Annotated in this window: 11 protein-coding genes and 2 pseudogenes; 7 read left to right on the forward strand and 6 right to left on the reverse strand. The window is 65.9% G+C overall.

Annotation, left to right across the window (positions count from 1 at the left end; translation table 11 throughout):
- Positions 1–156: 156 nt before the first annotated feature.
- The gene (locus tag ACQCS0_RS18365; RefSeq protein ID WP_354154465.1) at positions 157–729 is read left to right on the forward strand and encodes an MOSC domain-containing protein; all 573 of its coding nucleotides are present in this window, start codon (positions 157–159) and stop codon (positions 727–729) included.
- A gap of 120 nt (positions 730–849) precedes the next feature.
- Here the strand turns inward: ACQCS0_RS18365 and ACQCS0_RS18370 are convergent.
- The 3 genes and pseudogenes from ACQCS0_RS18370 to ACQCS0_RS18380 all read right to left on the reverse strand — a co-directional run.
- Positions 850–1,098 (reverse strand): annotated as a pseudogene (locus tag ACQCS0_RS18370) (VOC family protein); the annotation flags it as partial.
- Between the two features lie 346 nt (positions 1,099–1,444).
- A complete protein-coding gene (locus tag ACQCS0_RS18375; protein WP_354222550.1) occupies positions 1,445–1,684 on the reverse strand; it encodes a hypothetical protein in 240 nt (79 codons plus the stop codon).
- Between the two features lie 230 nt (positions 1,685–1,914).
- Positions 1,915–3,402 carry a DUF222 domain-containing protein gene (locus ACQCS0_RS18380; protein WP_354154463.1) on the reverse strand — a complete coding sequence of 496 codons (1,488 nt, stop codon included), beginning with the start codon at positions 3,400–3,402 and terminating at the stop codon, positions 1,915–1,917.
- A gap of 235 nt (positions 3,403–3,637) precedes the next feature.
- On the opposite strand from ACQCS0_RS18380, the gene ACQCS0_RS18385 reads away from it, so the two are divergent.
- The gene (locus tag ACQCS0_RS18385) at positions 3,638–4,138 is read left to right on the forward strand and encodes a hypothetical protein (RefSeq protein WP_354154462.1); all 501 of its coding nucleotides are present in this window, start codon (positions 3,638–3,640) and stop codon (positions 4,136–4,138) included.
- Positions 4,139–4,230: 92 nt separating this feature from the next.
- Here the strand turns inward: ACQCS0_RS18385 and ACQCS0_RS18390 are convergent, their stop codons facing one another.
- Positions 4,231–5,052 (reverse strand): alpha/beta hydrolase, encoded by an 822-nt coding sequence (locus tag ACQCS0_RS18390; protein ID WP_354154461.1) that lies wholly within the window; start codon positions 5,050–5,052, stop codon positions 4,231–4,233.
- A 113-nt stretch (positions 5,053–5,165) separates the two neighbouring features.
- Between ACQCS0_RS18390 and ACQCS0_RS18395 the strand changes: the two genes are divergently transcribed.
- From ACQCS0_RS18395 to ACQCS0_RS18405, 3 genes are all read left to right on the forward strand, one after another.
- A complete protein-coding gene (locus tag ACQCS0_RS18395) occupies positions 5,166–6,062 on the forward strand; it encodes a LysR family transcriptional regulator (protein WP_354154460.1) in 897 nt (298 codons plus the stop codon).
- 370 nt (positions 6,063–6,432) lie between these two features.
- Positions 6,433–7,668, forward strand: coding sequence for an NYN domain-containing protein (locus ACQCS0_RS18400; RefSeq protein ID WP_354154459.1), 1,236 nt, complete (start codon positions 6,433–6,435; stop codon positions 7,666–7,668).
- Positions 7,669–7,740: 72 nt separating this feature from the next.
- A complete protein-coding gene (locus ACQCS0_RS18405; RefSeq protein ID WP_354154458.1) occupies positions 7,741–9,615 on the forward strand; it encodes a Na+/H+ antiporter in 1,875 nt (624 codons plus the stop codon).
- Positions 9,616–9,638: 23 nt separating this feature from the next.
- On the opposite strand, the gene ACQCS0_RS18410 is transcribed toward ACQCS0_RS18405, so the two are convergent.
- Positions 9,639–10,064 (reverse strand): ester cyclase, encoded by a 426-nt coding sequence (locus tag ACQCS0_RS18410; protein ID WP_354154457.1) that lies wholly within the window; start codon positions 10,062–10,064, stop codon positions 9,639–9,641.
- 398 nt (positions 10,065–10,462) lie between these two features.
- On the opposite strand from ACQCS0_RS18410, the pseudogene ACQCS0_RS18415 reads away from it, so the two are divergent.
- Positions 10,463–10,606: pseudogene (locus tag ACQCS0_RS18415) on the forward strand (MFS transporter); the annotation flags it as partial.
- Between the two features lie 228 nt (positions 10,607–10,834).
- A complete protein-coding gene (locus ACQCS0_RS18420; RefSeq protein WP_354154456.1) occupies positions 10,835–11,740 on the forward strand; it encodes an alpha/beta hydrolase in 906 nt (301 codons plus the stop codon).
- A 55-nt stretch (positions 11,741–11,795) separates the two neighbouring features.
- On the opposite strand, the gene ACQCS0_RS18425 is transcribed toward ACQCS0_RS18420, so the two are convergent.
- Positions 11,796–12,434, reverse strand: a complete 639-nt coding sequence (locus ACQCS0_RS18425; RefSeq protein WP_354154455.1) for a GPP34 family phosphoprotein — start codon at positions 12,432–12,434, stop codon at positions 11,796–11,798.
- Positions 12,435–12,569 lie beyond the last annotated feature (135 nt).

The raw sequence follows: 12,569 nt of genomic DNA on the forward strand, positions 1-12,569 counted from the left end.
ACATCCCTACGCGCCAGCCGCCTTCAGCGCACCTCCATTTTCGGATCAGGCAAGGAAGCGGGCGACGGCGGAACCTCCCGCCGTCGTCCGCTTGCGTTTGGGGTCGTTCCCCCATCGCGCCGACCAGCTGGCCTCGGGGCGCGGTAGTTTGGTGGCATGACGGAAAGCTACCGGTATGACGTCGAGGTCCTGCATCTGCTGGTCTCGTCGGCGCACGCGTACTTCGGCCGGGCCCGCGAGGGTGCCGCGGATGTCCCCACCACGGATGCCGCGCGAGCCGAACTCGTGGCGGGCAAGGGCATCATCGGTGACCGGTTCTTCGGCAAGGCCGCACACATGGACGCGGCAGTCACGCTGTTTGCCATCGAGTCCCTTGAGGCCATCGCCGCAGAGCTGGGAACGGAGCCGTTTGACCCGCTCCTGACGCGGCGCAACGTTGTGCTCCGAGGGGCCCATCTGGCCCCGTTGCTGGGACACGACTTCACCCTGGAATCCCGGGGTGACCTGGTTCGCCTAACGGCCGGGCGGCCCGCACACCCGTGCGTCTGGATGGATGCGATGCTTGCCCCGGGCGCGCACAATGCAATGCGCGGGCGCGGCGGCGTGCGGTGCCGGGTAATTTCCGACGGCGTCCTGCACCGCGGACCGGCGGTGCTGGTCAGCCCTGTGCCGCTCGAGCCCGAGCGCGCCGGCGAGGCCACGGTTTTGCGGGCGTCGCGGCTGCCCTAGCTTAACGGCACCCTGGTGCGAGAGTCGGCCGCTGGCAGTTGAGACGTGCTGCTCCACCAGCACCGGGTTGCCGTCCGGGTCCACAACGATAAAGCTCCCCGGCCCGGTTGTAGCTTCAACGGCTTCGGACACGAACTCCGCGCTCTGGGCCTTGAGTTCCCGCTGGAGGTCGCGCACATCAGTGAAGGAATCCAGCACTTCAGCGTTCTGGCTCCAGCCCGGGTTGAACGTCAGCATGTTCTGCTCAAACATCCCCTGGAAGAGGCCAATTACGGTCTCGCCGTTCTTGAGGATCAGCCAGTTCTGGGTGATGTCGCCACCGAAACTGGTGAAGCCCAGTTTCTCGTAAAACGCAGCTGACGCCGCGATGTCCTTTGACGGTGAGGCTGATCGAAAAGGCCCCGAGCTGCATGGGTAAGTCCACTCTCAGGGGGGACGGATGTTCCGATGATACCCACACACCCATGCGCACGACGGCGGGAGGTCCCGCCGTCGTCCGCCCTCTGACTATCCCCGCTCGAGCCGCGCGGCCTTGGACGTCCAGTCCCACTCGTGCAGCGACTCGAAGCCGTCGAGGAGGAGGTTCAGGGCGGACTCGACCTCTGCCATCGACAGGACTTACAAGCTCGCCGACGTCGTCGAGGTCCACCGCTTCGTGGACACCGGACGCAAGCAGGGCACTGTGGTCCTGCGCGTTAGGTAGCGTGCCTCCGGATTATTTCTCCTCTGGGGATCCTTCGCCCTCGATGTCCAGGGGACCCGCCTCTTCGGGCTCAGACACTGCATCCTGGTGCGGATCGTCCTTGTGGCGGGCTTCCTCGAGGTGCTGCTCCAGTTTTTCTTCCGACTCCCGGCGGCGTTGACCTACGGTCCGCATTTGTTGCGTTGTCGGAGCGGCGTGGGCGTGCTGGTGCGGGCCGTGATCCTGCGGGCCGTCAGCGATTTTCTCAGTCATACTGAAATCGTCCCACCGCGCGTCAGTGTCGGGAAGGCGCCGCTTCATGTGCAACCGAACGACATGTCCAACCCGGACGACGGCGGGAGGGCCCGCCGTCGTCCGCGTGTCTCTGGCGCCCGCAGCGGATTGCCGGGCTCCGGGGTTGCGATCACCGGCGGCGGAAACCCGGAGGCAGGCTGGGGCAAGCACTGCGCAGGGTGCAGTCGCACGCTGCTCCTGGGCACCCGTCAGGCGGTGGAGTGGAGGAACCGTTCCACCCCGTCCTCTCCCAGAGACAGCCCGGTGTGAACAAAATCCGGATCGCCGCGACCTTCACGCAGCGCTGGGAGCCGGCACCCGTTCCCGCTCGCTTGCGGGTTTGGTTCCGTAGGCCAAGGTGGTGGTTCCCAGTCCTGGTGTTCACTCTTGTAGTGCCGGCCAGTGGGTGATATCCAGCCAGGTGGTTCGTTCTTGGTGCCTGGCGTGGGTTTCCATGCGCTCGTGTGTCTCAAGCGGTGATGTTTGGGGCAGGGTTGACCCAAATTCGATACGCCGGTAGTTCCGCCCTTGGCCCAGGCAAGGAGGTGATCTGCTTCGTTGTCCAGTGAATGGTTGGAACATCCAGGGAAGGGGCACTTGCCGTCGCGTAGCCGGAGCCAGTGCCGCATGGCCTTGGTGAGACGGTAGTTGGCGCGGCCGATCTCCAGGGGCGCCCCGTCCCGCGGGTCAACCAGGACCCGGTAGAACGAATCGGACCCGTTCGCCACGAGGTCCCTGGCCATCGATGCCGGGATCGGACCGTAGCCGTCAAGCATCGCCGGTTCCTCGGTAGCGCCGAGCAGGGAAAACACCGGCACCGTCACGAGGACGTGAGCCCGCGGTGGCGGAACCTGCCCGGGAGCATGTCCTGCCGGGTTCCGGTTGCCGAGGAGGGCGGCGGCGAAGATGTCGGCCCGGAGCTGTGTGAGGGTCAGGGGCTCGTCCGGGCCCTGCAGACCGCGGGCGATCGCGGTGGTCCGGTTCCAGATCCCGGCCGCCTGGTCCGCGGGGAGGTAGGCCGAGAGCCAGGCCATCCCGTCCTGATCAGGGGCGTACTCGACCCGACGGTCCAGGACACCCTTTGCGTGCCGCTTCTCAATACTCTCCGTATGGTGACGTTCCCGCCAGATACGGGACCTGTGACGGAACCGGGACGCTGGCATTTCCCCTGCGGGACAACCACCGGCCGCGTTCGGCTCATTCGGGTCCAGAAAGTGGGCTTCCAAGGCCGCGGCACCGGCCCGGTCAAGGGTTGCGGCTTCATCCACCATGGCCCGCGCGTGCTGCCACGAAATATTGCCCGCCTGCAGCGCGGACAGGGTCAGCGGCAATGCAGTCATGAGCATTTGTGACTGGTTCAGCAACGCACCCGCAGCCCGGTCACCGATGGTCAGCGCGCACGCAACCTCCGCGGTCACCGCCATCTCCTGCAGCTGCACCGGCGCACCCGGCGAAGCGACAGCTTGGACGGTGTCCGCATATTCCACGGCGGCCCGGGCCTTCAGAGCAGCCATCCGCGCCTCCACTCCCGCCGCGCCGGAGAGGATGTCCAGGCACCTATCGCCCAGTCCACCCAAAAGATCAGCCTCCGATGACGCTTCAGAACCGGACCCGCCAGCCCCGTTCAGGACGGAATTCAGCACAGCGATGGCAGCAATGATGTCCGCATATGCCTTCGCCACCGCCGCGTTTCCCATGTCTTCATCATCTAGTGAGGGTCTGACATTTAAGCGAGGATGGATTGGGGCGTGGGGCCCAAACGGGAGCCGGTCCTTGGCAATCGATGCAACCGCCCGGACCATTTCTCTGTTGTGAAGCCAGGGTCCCCGCCGGCCCAGGTCTCCTCGGACTGAGAAACGCGCCGTGGCGGGACGGCGCCACGAACGACGGCGCGAGGCCCCGCCGTCGTACGGCACGTGGAAGTATTCAGGTATGACTATCGATAATGATGCTGCCAACACTCCGGCGCCAATGGACTCACACGGTACCGACGCCCCGACCGAAGCCAGCCGCGGTTGGGACCACGTCGGCGCCATCATTGTCGATTCCACGCTCCAACGACGGCAGAACTACAACGAAACCGTCAAGCCTCGCGTCGAAGCCCTGGTCGAGGAATGGCCGGATGCCGCCACGACGAGCGGGTTCCGGCAGCACCTGAATACGGGGAAGCTCTCCGAAGTCATCGACTGGCCGTCGCCTGGCCGCCTGGCCCAAGTAGAGGACATCACGCGCGTGTTCGAGCGTCTCGGCATCGAAACGGTAGCGGAACTCCGCGGCGCGCTCAGTGATCAGACCAAGGGTGCCGTCCTTAGGGAAGCCTTAGCGGAGGTGCGGCACGTCAGTCCCAAAACGCTGGATTACATTGGCACGCTGAGCGGGATCTCAACGGGCGCGGACGTCGGCCAGGCCCCCCGCATCGAGGACTTGCCCTAACGGGAGATCACGGCGGTAGTCCTGTTTAACAGCTGTTCTGCTCCTCTAAAAGTGCTCCTTTAAAAGCACCCATCCGGCGCAAAATATGGTTCTCAGTCGTACTGAGGGACTGCCGAAAACATCCCGTCGATTGCTGCGGCCAGTTCCACGGGCTGGTCAAGGAAGCCCATGTGCCCGCCGGCTACCGTCCGGCGGGCAACGCCGGCACGGGAAGCGATCCACTCTGCTGCCTCCACGAAGAACGGCGCTGTCTGCTCCGCACTGAGCACTGCCAGCGGCACGCTCGAGCCTGCCATGGCCTCCGGTCCGGGCAGCCAGGAAGCAAAGGCGCCGAACTCCGCTTCAAGCAGGACCCTGGCGTTGGCCCGGAGTGCTTCGATGAAGTCCGGCGACAGGAGCGCAGCGGCGTCCCCTGCTGCGAACCGGACGAAGGCTTCGGCTCCGCCGGCAAGGCCGTCTGTCTCCATGCCTGCCGCGATAATCGGCTGCACCGATGCCATGGCGTCGTCGGGATTGGCCAGAACGCTCAGGAGTGCCGGCTCATGCAGCACCGCACCGGAAAACAGGCTGGGAGCCTTCAGGACGGCGGCCAGCGCTATCAGCGCTCCGGTGCTGTTTCCATACACGACGCAGCGTTCCGTCCCGAGCGTCTCCAACAGGGCAATGATGTCGCCGGCGTGCTGCTCAACGGAGGTCTCCGCCCAGTCCTGCTGCAGGGGGCTGCGCCCGTTGTTCCTGCGGTCATAGGCGATGACCGTATGGTTTTCGGCCAAGAGCCGGGCCATCTCAACGTACTGCCGGGCGTCACCTCCGGCGCCGGGGACCAGCAGCACTGGCGCCCCGTGGCCTGCCACGTCAACGTGGATCGTGGTGCCGTTGGCTTCCACCAAGGCAACTCCTTCAACTGTGCTCATCGTCTTCACCTTTCCGAATGCGGTTTGTCCTTCACTTCCATTGGACGCCCGGGCGCGCTCCGGCGTCCAAGACCGCTATGGACTCGGACGATCACAAATTTTTATGATGGGGCATGGAGATCCGCCAACTCCGGCGATTCCTTGTGCTGGCTGAGGAACTGCACTTCGGCAAAGCCGCCGCCCGGCTCCACATCGCCCAGCCGGCGCTGAGCCAGGAGCTCAAGTCCTTGGAAAGAGCACTCGGACTCCGGCTCCTGGACCGGACACACAACCACGTTGCGCTCACAGATGCCGGCCGCCGCCTGAAGGACGAAGCAGAACGTATTATCCAGTCCCACGACGCCGCGGTAACGGCCATGGACGAACTCCGCAGTCCCACACGCGGCACACTCAAACTGGGGGTGGCAGTGGGCGTAGCGTACCCGCTGCTGGCGGAACTGCTCAGCGGACTCGGTTCGGCTGAGGTCGCGCCGGAGGTAGACGTCAAACCGGCGGCGGCGAGGGAGGGCGTCCTGAAGCTTCTCGCCGGGGACTTTGATGCGATTTTCATCCATGCAGTGCCACCCCGCGATGAACGGCTGGGCGTGCTGACCCTGGAATCGGAGCCAATGGGTGTTGCCGTTCCGTCCGGCAGCCGGCTGGCCGGCCTGGCGGCCGTGGGCCCCGAGGATCTGAACGGGCAGGCGCTGATCTGGTTACAGCGCGACGGCGACCCCGACGTTCGCGAGCGGGTACTCGGCCTGATGATGGACGGCGGGATGCTCCCCGGCCCGCACCGCTGGTCGCCAAGCATCGCAACCACCATGAGCCTGGTGTCTGCCGGTCTTGGCGTGTCCTTCAAAGTGCCGCACCAGGTGGTGCCCGGCGATCCGCCCGGCGTCGTGTGGCGCCCGTTTGCCGGGGTGTCCTATCCCGTGCCCACTGTGCTGGTCTGGCTCCGGAACGACTCCTCGCCCTTGGTCACTCAGCTGGTTGCCCAGGCCCGGCGGTACGTGGCGAAGCAAGCGTAACTGCGGCGTTCCGGCGCCTCAGGTGGGGCCGGTGCACACTTAGCGTGTGAAGCCGATTCTGCTGCTTGCATCCCTCGCTGAGGACGCCGCCGCCGGGGGGGGAGAGTACCAGGCGTATCTTCGTTTTGGCGGCCTGGCTCCGGACCAGCTGAAACGCATCAGGATGGAAGCGGCACCCTTGCCGGTGAACCTCGCAAGAATCAGGCCGCTACCCAGGACTTTGCATTAGCCCTGCTCACCCTGCATACAACGACGCTTCCTCCCGCCGTCGGCCGGCCCCCGCGCCGAGGGTAAGAAGGCTACGTCGCCGTCCAGCGTGTCGCAGCCCGGACCCGTCGCCAGTTGGCGCCGATACTGCCAAACTGGGCCAATGAATGAGGCGCTCCCACCGTCCCGCAGGCCCGGCATCCGGGCTGCGATGTTTGTCGATTTCGACAATGTCTTCACCGGCCTGCAGGCGCTGGATCCCCTGGCGGCGAAGCGCTTTGCCGAAGACCCGAAGCACTGGGCCGACGCGTTGTCAGCAGGAGGGTCCGGGGAGGACGCCCGCAGGTTCCTGATCCGCAACTGCTACCTGAATCCGGTCGTGTACTCGAAATACAGAACATACTGGACCCGCGCCGGCTTCCGCGTGATCGACTGTCCGTCGCTGACGCAGCGGGGCAAGAGCAGCACGGACATCAACCTGGTCCTTGACGCCATGGACGCACTGTCCGGCAAGGTTGGCATCGAAGAGTTCTTCATCGCTTCCGCTGACGCCGATTTCACGTCCCTGATCCAACGGTTCCGGGCCGCAGACCGGATGACCACAGTCATCGCAGCCGGCGCCGTAGCGTTCGCGTACCGGGAGATGGCGGACCATGTGGTGGAATCCCACGACTTCGTCGCCATCCTCAACGGCTCAACCGTGGAACCGGTTCGTGCGGTGGCGTCCGGCGAGCAACAGAGTGTCCCGGCCGCCGCGAAGGCAAAGACCAAATCCGCCTCGCCCGCCATCCGTGAGGTCCTTGAGTTCGTCCGCGCCGCTCCGGGACCGGTAAACGGCGCGATGGTGGCCCACCGGGCCCTCACGGCGGAGCCATCCCTGAAGACCGACTGGGGCGGCTGGGGAAAGTTCGGGACCTGGGTGTCCCAGATCGGTCAGGGTGTGGAATACTCCCCGGCCCAAGGTGGCTGGGTCTGGGACGCGAAGCGGTTCGCGAGCGAGGATCTGCCCGCACCTGCGGACCTCCAACCCGGCATCGAGGAACAGGTCACCAGGGTCACCGATGTGCCCGCACTTTCAGCAGCCCAGTTCCGGCAGATGTTCCAGGCCATGGCAGCCAGGCTTCACGAGCATCCGCTCAACCGCACCGAACTGTCCCGCATGGTGCGCGACGACTGCGTCACCGCGGACCAGCCGGTCTCCCGCAACGCCGTGAGCTTTGTCCTTCAAGGCCTGGCCTACGTCAATTTCCCGCTCACCGACGAAGCGACGGCGGAAGGCCTGGCCGCAGCCTGGACCGCGAACGTGGAGGAACTCTGCCGGGTGGCGCTCCTGGAGTTCGACGCCGCCGAGAAGCTTGCCGTCCGGCGCTGGGCCAGCGGCGGACTACTGGACGCTTAACAGCAGGTAAGGCGGGCGAAGTTTCTTGGTTGGCCCCGGACAGCTTTTCGTGCAGCCTGAGAGAATGGCCCAATGGAGATCGCACTGGGACTTCTGGTACTTGTCGCAGTGGTCTGTGCCGGGAGTGCACTTGGCCGTAAGCTCAACATTTCCGTTCCGCTGCTGCTGGTCCTGGCGGGCGTCGCCGGTTCCTTCCTGCCCTTCGTTGCGCGCATTGAGCTGAACCCGGAACTGGTCCTCGTGGGCTTGTTACCGCCGCTGCTTTACGCCGCGGCGCTGCGGACTTCCCTCTTCGATTTCCGCTCCAACCGCCGCGCCATCGGGCTGCTCTCCGTGGGCTACGTCATTTTCGGCACCATCACCGTGGGCTTTGTGGTCTGGTGGCTGTTCCCTGAAATCCCGTTGGCCGCAGCAATCGCCCTCGGCGCCGTCCTGGCGCCGCCGGATGCTGTGGCCGCGACAGCGATCGCCCGGAAGGTAGGGATGCCGCGCAGGATCGTCACCATCCTTGAGGGTGAATCCCTCGTCAACGACGCAACGGCACTGATCTGCCTCCGCGCTGCCATTGCCGCCATCTCGGGGTCAGTGTCCGCAGCGGAGATCGCCGGTGGATTCCTGCTCGCGGCCGGGGGCGGGGTGGTAACCGGCATGGCCGCCGCCTACGTGCTCACCGAGCTTCGGAAGCGGATCCGGAACGTCCCCATCAACACTTCAACGTCGCTTGTGGCCCCCTTGGTCGCGTACCTTCCGGCGGAGGCGATACACGCCTCCGGTGTCCTCGCCGTCGTCGTTACCGGCCTGATAATGGGCACCAAGGCGCCATCCATGCCCAACGGTGCCGCCCGGCTGAGCCAGCGCAGCAACTGGAACACGGTGCAGTTCCTTCTGGAAAATGCGGTGTTTCTGCTGATCGGCCTACAGGTACGGACCATCATCGAGGGCGTCCAGGACGACTCCCTTGGCGCAGGCCGGATCTGGGCCGGCTGTGCTGTGATCCTGCTGGCGGTGCTGCTGCTCCGGCCGGTGTGGGTGTTTCCGGCGACGTACCTGCCCAGGCTGATTCCGGCCGTGCGGCGGGACGACCCGGCGCCGCCGTGGTGGTTCGCGGCGATTGTCTCCTGGGCCGGGATGCGAGGGGTGGTCACCCTGGCCGCGGTGCTGGTGCTGCCCGCGGATTTGGTGCACCGTCCGGTGCTGATCCTGGCTGCCCTGGTGGTGGTGGGCGGCACGCTGACGCTGCAGGGTTTCACTCTTCCGGCACTGGTCCGCGTCCTGCGGGTCCAGGGCCCGGACCAGCGCGAGGACGCACTGAACCAGGCATCGCTGATGCAGCGGGCCACCGCTGCCGGCGTGGCCCGCCTGCAGGAACTGCGTACGGATGACGATCCGCCGGAGGTCGTGGCCATGCTGAAACGGCGCACCCAGGAGCGCGGGTTGGCTGCCTGGGAACGGCTCGGCCGGCCGTCGGCGGAAGCCGCGACCCCCAGCGAGCGCTACGCCCGGCTACGGCTTGCCATGCTGGAAGCAGAAAGGGCCACGGTGCTGGAGCTGCGGCGCGGCGGCGCCTACGCCCAGGAGGTCCTCAGTGACGTCCTCGAGCGGCTGGACGTTGAGGAATCCATGCTGGACGTGGCGCTGGACGAGGTGGACACTTCCGGCGAGGGCGGCGGCGAAGGGATCGCGAGGCCGGGCGGGGTGTGCGGCCACCTGGAGTCGGCCCGGTCCCTGGAGGTGCCCCGCGGCGCCTACTGCGCGGACTGTCTGAGGGAAGGCACGACGACGGTTCACTTGCGGATGTGCCTGGCCTGCGGCAACGTGGGGTGCTGTGATTCGTCGCCCGGAACCCACGCTTCCAAGCACTTCGACGGGACCCGGCACCCGGTCATGCGGAGCATCGAGCCGGGAGAAGACTGGCGCTGGTGCTACCAGGACGACCTGCTGGGGTGACGAAGGAGGTCCGTGGCGGGGAGCTAACCTTCGGGCATCTGGATTACACCGAGCTGCTGCATCAGCCCGAGGTCATCGCGGTCCGACCAGTGCTCGACGATCTTTCCGTTTTGGACCCGATGGATCGCCACCGCGGTCTCACGTAGTTCGGCGCCTGTGGGAGGCAGCGGTCCGGGGAGGTCGCCCTCATGTCGACCGGTCGCCGTCAGCCTGGTGACCACTTTGTCCCCTTCGGCGACCTGGTCCTGAATCTCGTGGGTGCCCGGCGTCGCCGTCCAGAATATGCGGAAGGCCTGTTTCAGGCCTTCGCGTCCTGCCGGCAGCCCCGGGAATGGCGGATTATGGTCAAGGTAGTCTTCAGCGACCAGATCATCCATCGCATCGATATTCCCGGCGTCGATCTCGGCGTAGGAGCGCCGCACGAGCGTTTTGTTGTCCTCAGATTCCACGGCCGTCCTTCCGTTTGTACACGGAGTACGTACTCGGACCGGCTCATCTGTGCGGGCTGTCAAGTGTCCCGTGGGAGGCCAGTCTAAGCCCGCTGGGCTTGGCCATGGTAGGTGACGCCGGCAGAGCTTCAGTGCCGTTTCGAGCCAAACGCCAGAGTGCGGTGGATGCCTGTGTGGTCCAAGGCGCTTGTCAGGCGTCGGCGAAGGCGAGCCCGCGTGCCCGCGTGCCCAAGTAGTGCACCTCGTGACGGACAGGCACTGGTCACGGGTGCCTGCGGGACCGGAACTCGCCCCCTAAGAATCTCGCAGTGGAGTCCAGCGGGCACCCGAGTGATGCCGGAGGCTTCTGGTGCGGGCAGCGTAGCCCGCACTGTGGAGGTCGAGGGAAGCGTGACGCCATCGACACGTCCCTACGCACTTCGGCGCAGCGGCCCCGCACGTTCGCCGGGATCCTGGTGAACACCGCCAACATCACCACCAGCTACCTGTGGTTCGCCCTCACGTTCTGGGTGTACCTGGAGACGCGCAAATTGATCGCCACCGCGTATGCACAGGCCGCTGCCGAAGCGGCGGAGAAGGCGGCATCGCCCGCTCTGGATGAGTAGGGACGTACAGAACGCGGACGACGGCGGGACCTCCCGCCGTCGTCCGTTTCCGCTTGGTGCCAACCCAGGCAGCTGTGCTCGGCATCTCCGGTCCAGATACGCCACGGCTCCGAATCCTTTGTAGACATCAACAGTGTTGGCAGAGACCACCAGAGGAAGGCGGGCATGAGCGTTCGGCAGGAATCCGCGGCGAGGGCGGGCACGCTGCGGCGGCACATCATTCCCACCGGACTGGGCCCGTGCACGGTGCGTGTCCAACACGGCACCGGGTTTCCAGCGTCCGGCATCCCGGAGGTTTACCTTCACGGCGCCGCGGGATCCTGGACCACTTTTGAGCCGCTGCTGTCCGCAGCGTCGCCCCGCGATCGCGTCCTGATCGATCTGCCGGGCTGGGGCGAATCCACCGCGGGTGCCCGGCTGGAGCACTTCGGCATCGAGGCGATGGCGTGCGCAGTCACCGAGGTGTTGAACGGGCTCGGCTACGCGCGATGGAACCTCGTGGGCCACTCCATGGGAGGCTTCCTGGCGTTGCATATTGCCGCGGTTTGGCCGGAGCGGACCGCCAGCGCGGCCGCCATTTCGGCCACCACATTCGGCGTGTCCGAGGCCACCCGCCAGCCACTGCGCAACCTGTCCCGGTTCCCGGCGTTTGTCGGCATGAGGCTGCTGATGCGCTCAATGGCGGCCCTCGGTCCGGCGGGCCTGGTAGTGGTCCGTGCAGTCGGTGCCACACCCGTGATGGGACCGTTGATGTCACCGTTCTTCGCAGATCCCGCACGCATCCCCGCGTCCGTGATCCGTGGGCTCGGCCATGACGCCCGCCCGGCCAGCTTCTCCGCGGCGGCCCGGGCTGTGGCGCACTACGACTTTGACCAGTGGCGCGGCATCCGCTGCCCCGTCCTGGCCACCCGCGGGGACACTGACGTGTTCACGTCCCTTTCCGACCTGGACCGCCTTGCCGCCACAGTTCCGAACGTCCGGACCGTGACGATCCCCCATTGCGGCCATTTCGCCAACGTCGAGCAGCCGCAGCAGGTGAGGCGATTGCTCGAGGACCTGTGGTCACTGTGACCGGGCAGCGTGGCCAAGCCGACGACGGCGGAACCTCCCGCCGCGGTCCGCATTCCTACGTTGCGGCTTCTGCCTCCGCCAGCCTGATCATGCGCAGCTCGCCGGCCACCGCGCGGGACGGCCAGTAGGAGTTCGCCAGTTCCCTCGCATGGCCCTGATCTGCTGCCGGGAAAATTTTCCCGAGCAGCTCCGCCGAGTAGAGCAGCGCCGTGAGGGCGGTAGTACGCGAATCGGAGGCTGCACCCCTGAGCGCGGCCTCGACCCCATTCAGCAGCGCCGCCTCCGGAGCGTGGTCTTTCTCCGGGTACCGCGTGGTCCTGAAGAGGCCAAAGTGCCTTTCGCCCACATGCTCCACGATGCCCAGCGACGCCATGCCCTCATAGATGCGGTGCAGCTCGGCGCGGCTCTCCAGCATCGAGACCCACCGTTTGGGAGTGTGCGGGCGCGACTTGTCCCGGATGATCTCCAGCTGGTGCTGGAAGTCCGTATGCGGGGTGACGCCGGTAGCCCTGACATGCTTCCCCTGCAGCTCGATCGCACCGATCAGGTCCAGCTCGGCCAGGATCGCACCGGCCAATGCGGCCCTCAGGACGGGCTGCGGAACGGCGGACTGGCCGTCCTTGTCATTGGTGGCCAGGAGGAGCAGGGCCTGGGGAAGGTTCAGCGCTTCCGCCTTGGGCATTTCAGCGTTCATACGATCATGGTGGACCCGCCGGGCCACCCACCACAACGATGATTTACAAGCCGGAAACCAAAACCACTATCCGCAATCGAAATTGCAGAGTACATTTAATGCAATCAGCCTTGCAGAGTGATGCACGTTACAGAA

Origin of the sequence: Pseudarthrobacter sp. S6 (assembly GCF_050156575.1) — a bacterium.
GTDB lineage: Bacteria > Actinomycetota > Actinomycetes > Actinomycetales > Micrococcaceae > Arthrobacter.

Excerpts from the sequence above, each read along its gene's own strand:
- ACQCS0_RS18400 (WP_354154459.1), top strand. The coding sequence starts at position 6,433 with ATGAATGAGGCGCTCCCACCGTCCCGCAGGCCCGGCATCCGGGCTGCG.
- ACQCS0_RS18405 (WP_354154458.1), top strand. The coding sequence starts at position 7,741 with ATGGAGATCGCACTGGGACTTCTGGTACTTGTCGCAGTGGTCTGTGCC.
- ACQCS0_RS18420 (WP_354154456.1), top strand. The coding sequence starts at position 10,835 with ATGAGCGTTCGGCAGGAATCCGCGGCGAGGGCGGGCACGCTGCGGCGG.
- ACQCS0_RS18380 (WP_354154463.1), bottom strand. The coding sequence starts at position 3,402 with ATGGGAAACGCGGCGGTGGCGAAGGCATATGCGGACATCATTGCTGCC.
- ACQCS0_RS18390 (WP_354154461.1), bottom strand. The coding sequence starts at position 5,052 with ATGAGCACAGTTGAAGGAGTTGCCTTGGTGGAAGCCAACGGCACCACG.
- ACQCS0_RS18375 (WP_354222550.1), bottom strand. The coding sequence starts at position 1,684 with ATGACTGAGAAAATCGCTGACGGCCCGCAGGATCACGGCCCGCACCAG.
- ACQCS0_RS18425 (WP_354154455.1), bottom strand. The coding sequence starts at position 12,434 with ATGAACGCTGAAATGCCCAAGGCGGAAGCGCTGAACCTTCCCCAGGCC.
- ACQCS0_RS18365 (WP_354154465.1), top strand. The coding sequence starts at position 157 with ATGACGGAAAGCTACCGGTATGACGTCGAGGTCCTGCATCTGCTGGTC.
- ACQCS0_RS18385 (WP_354154462.1), top strand. The coding sequence starts at position 3,638 with ATGACTATCGATAATGATGCTGCCAACACTCCGGCGCCAATGGACTCA.
- ACQCS0_RS18395 (WP_354154460.1), top strand. The coding sequence starts at position 5,166 with ATGGAGATCCGCCAACTCCGGCGATTCCTTGTGCTGGCTGAGGAACTG.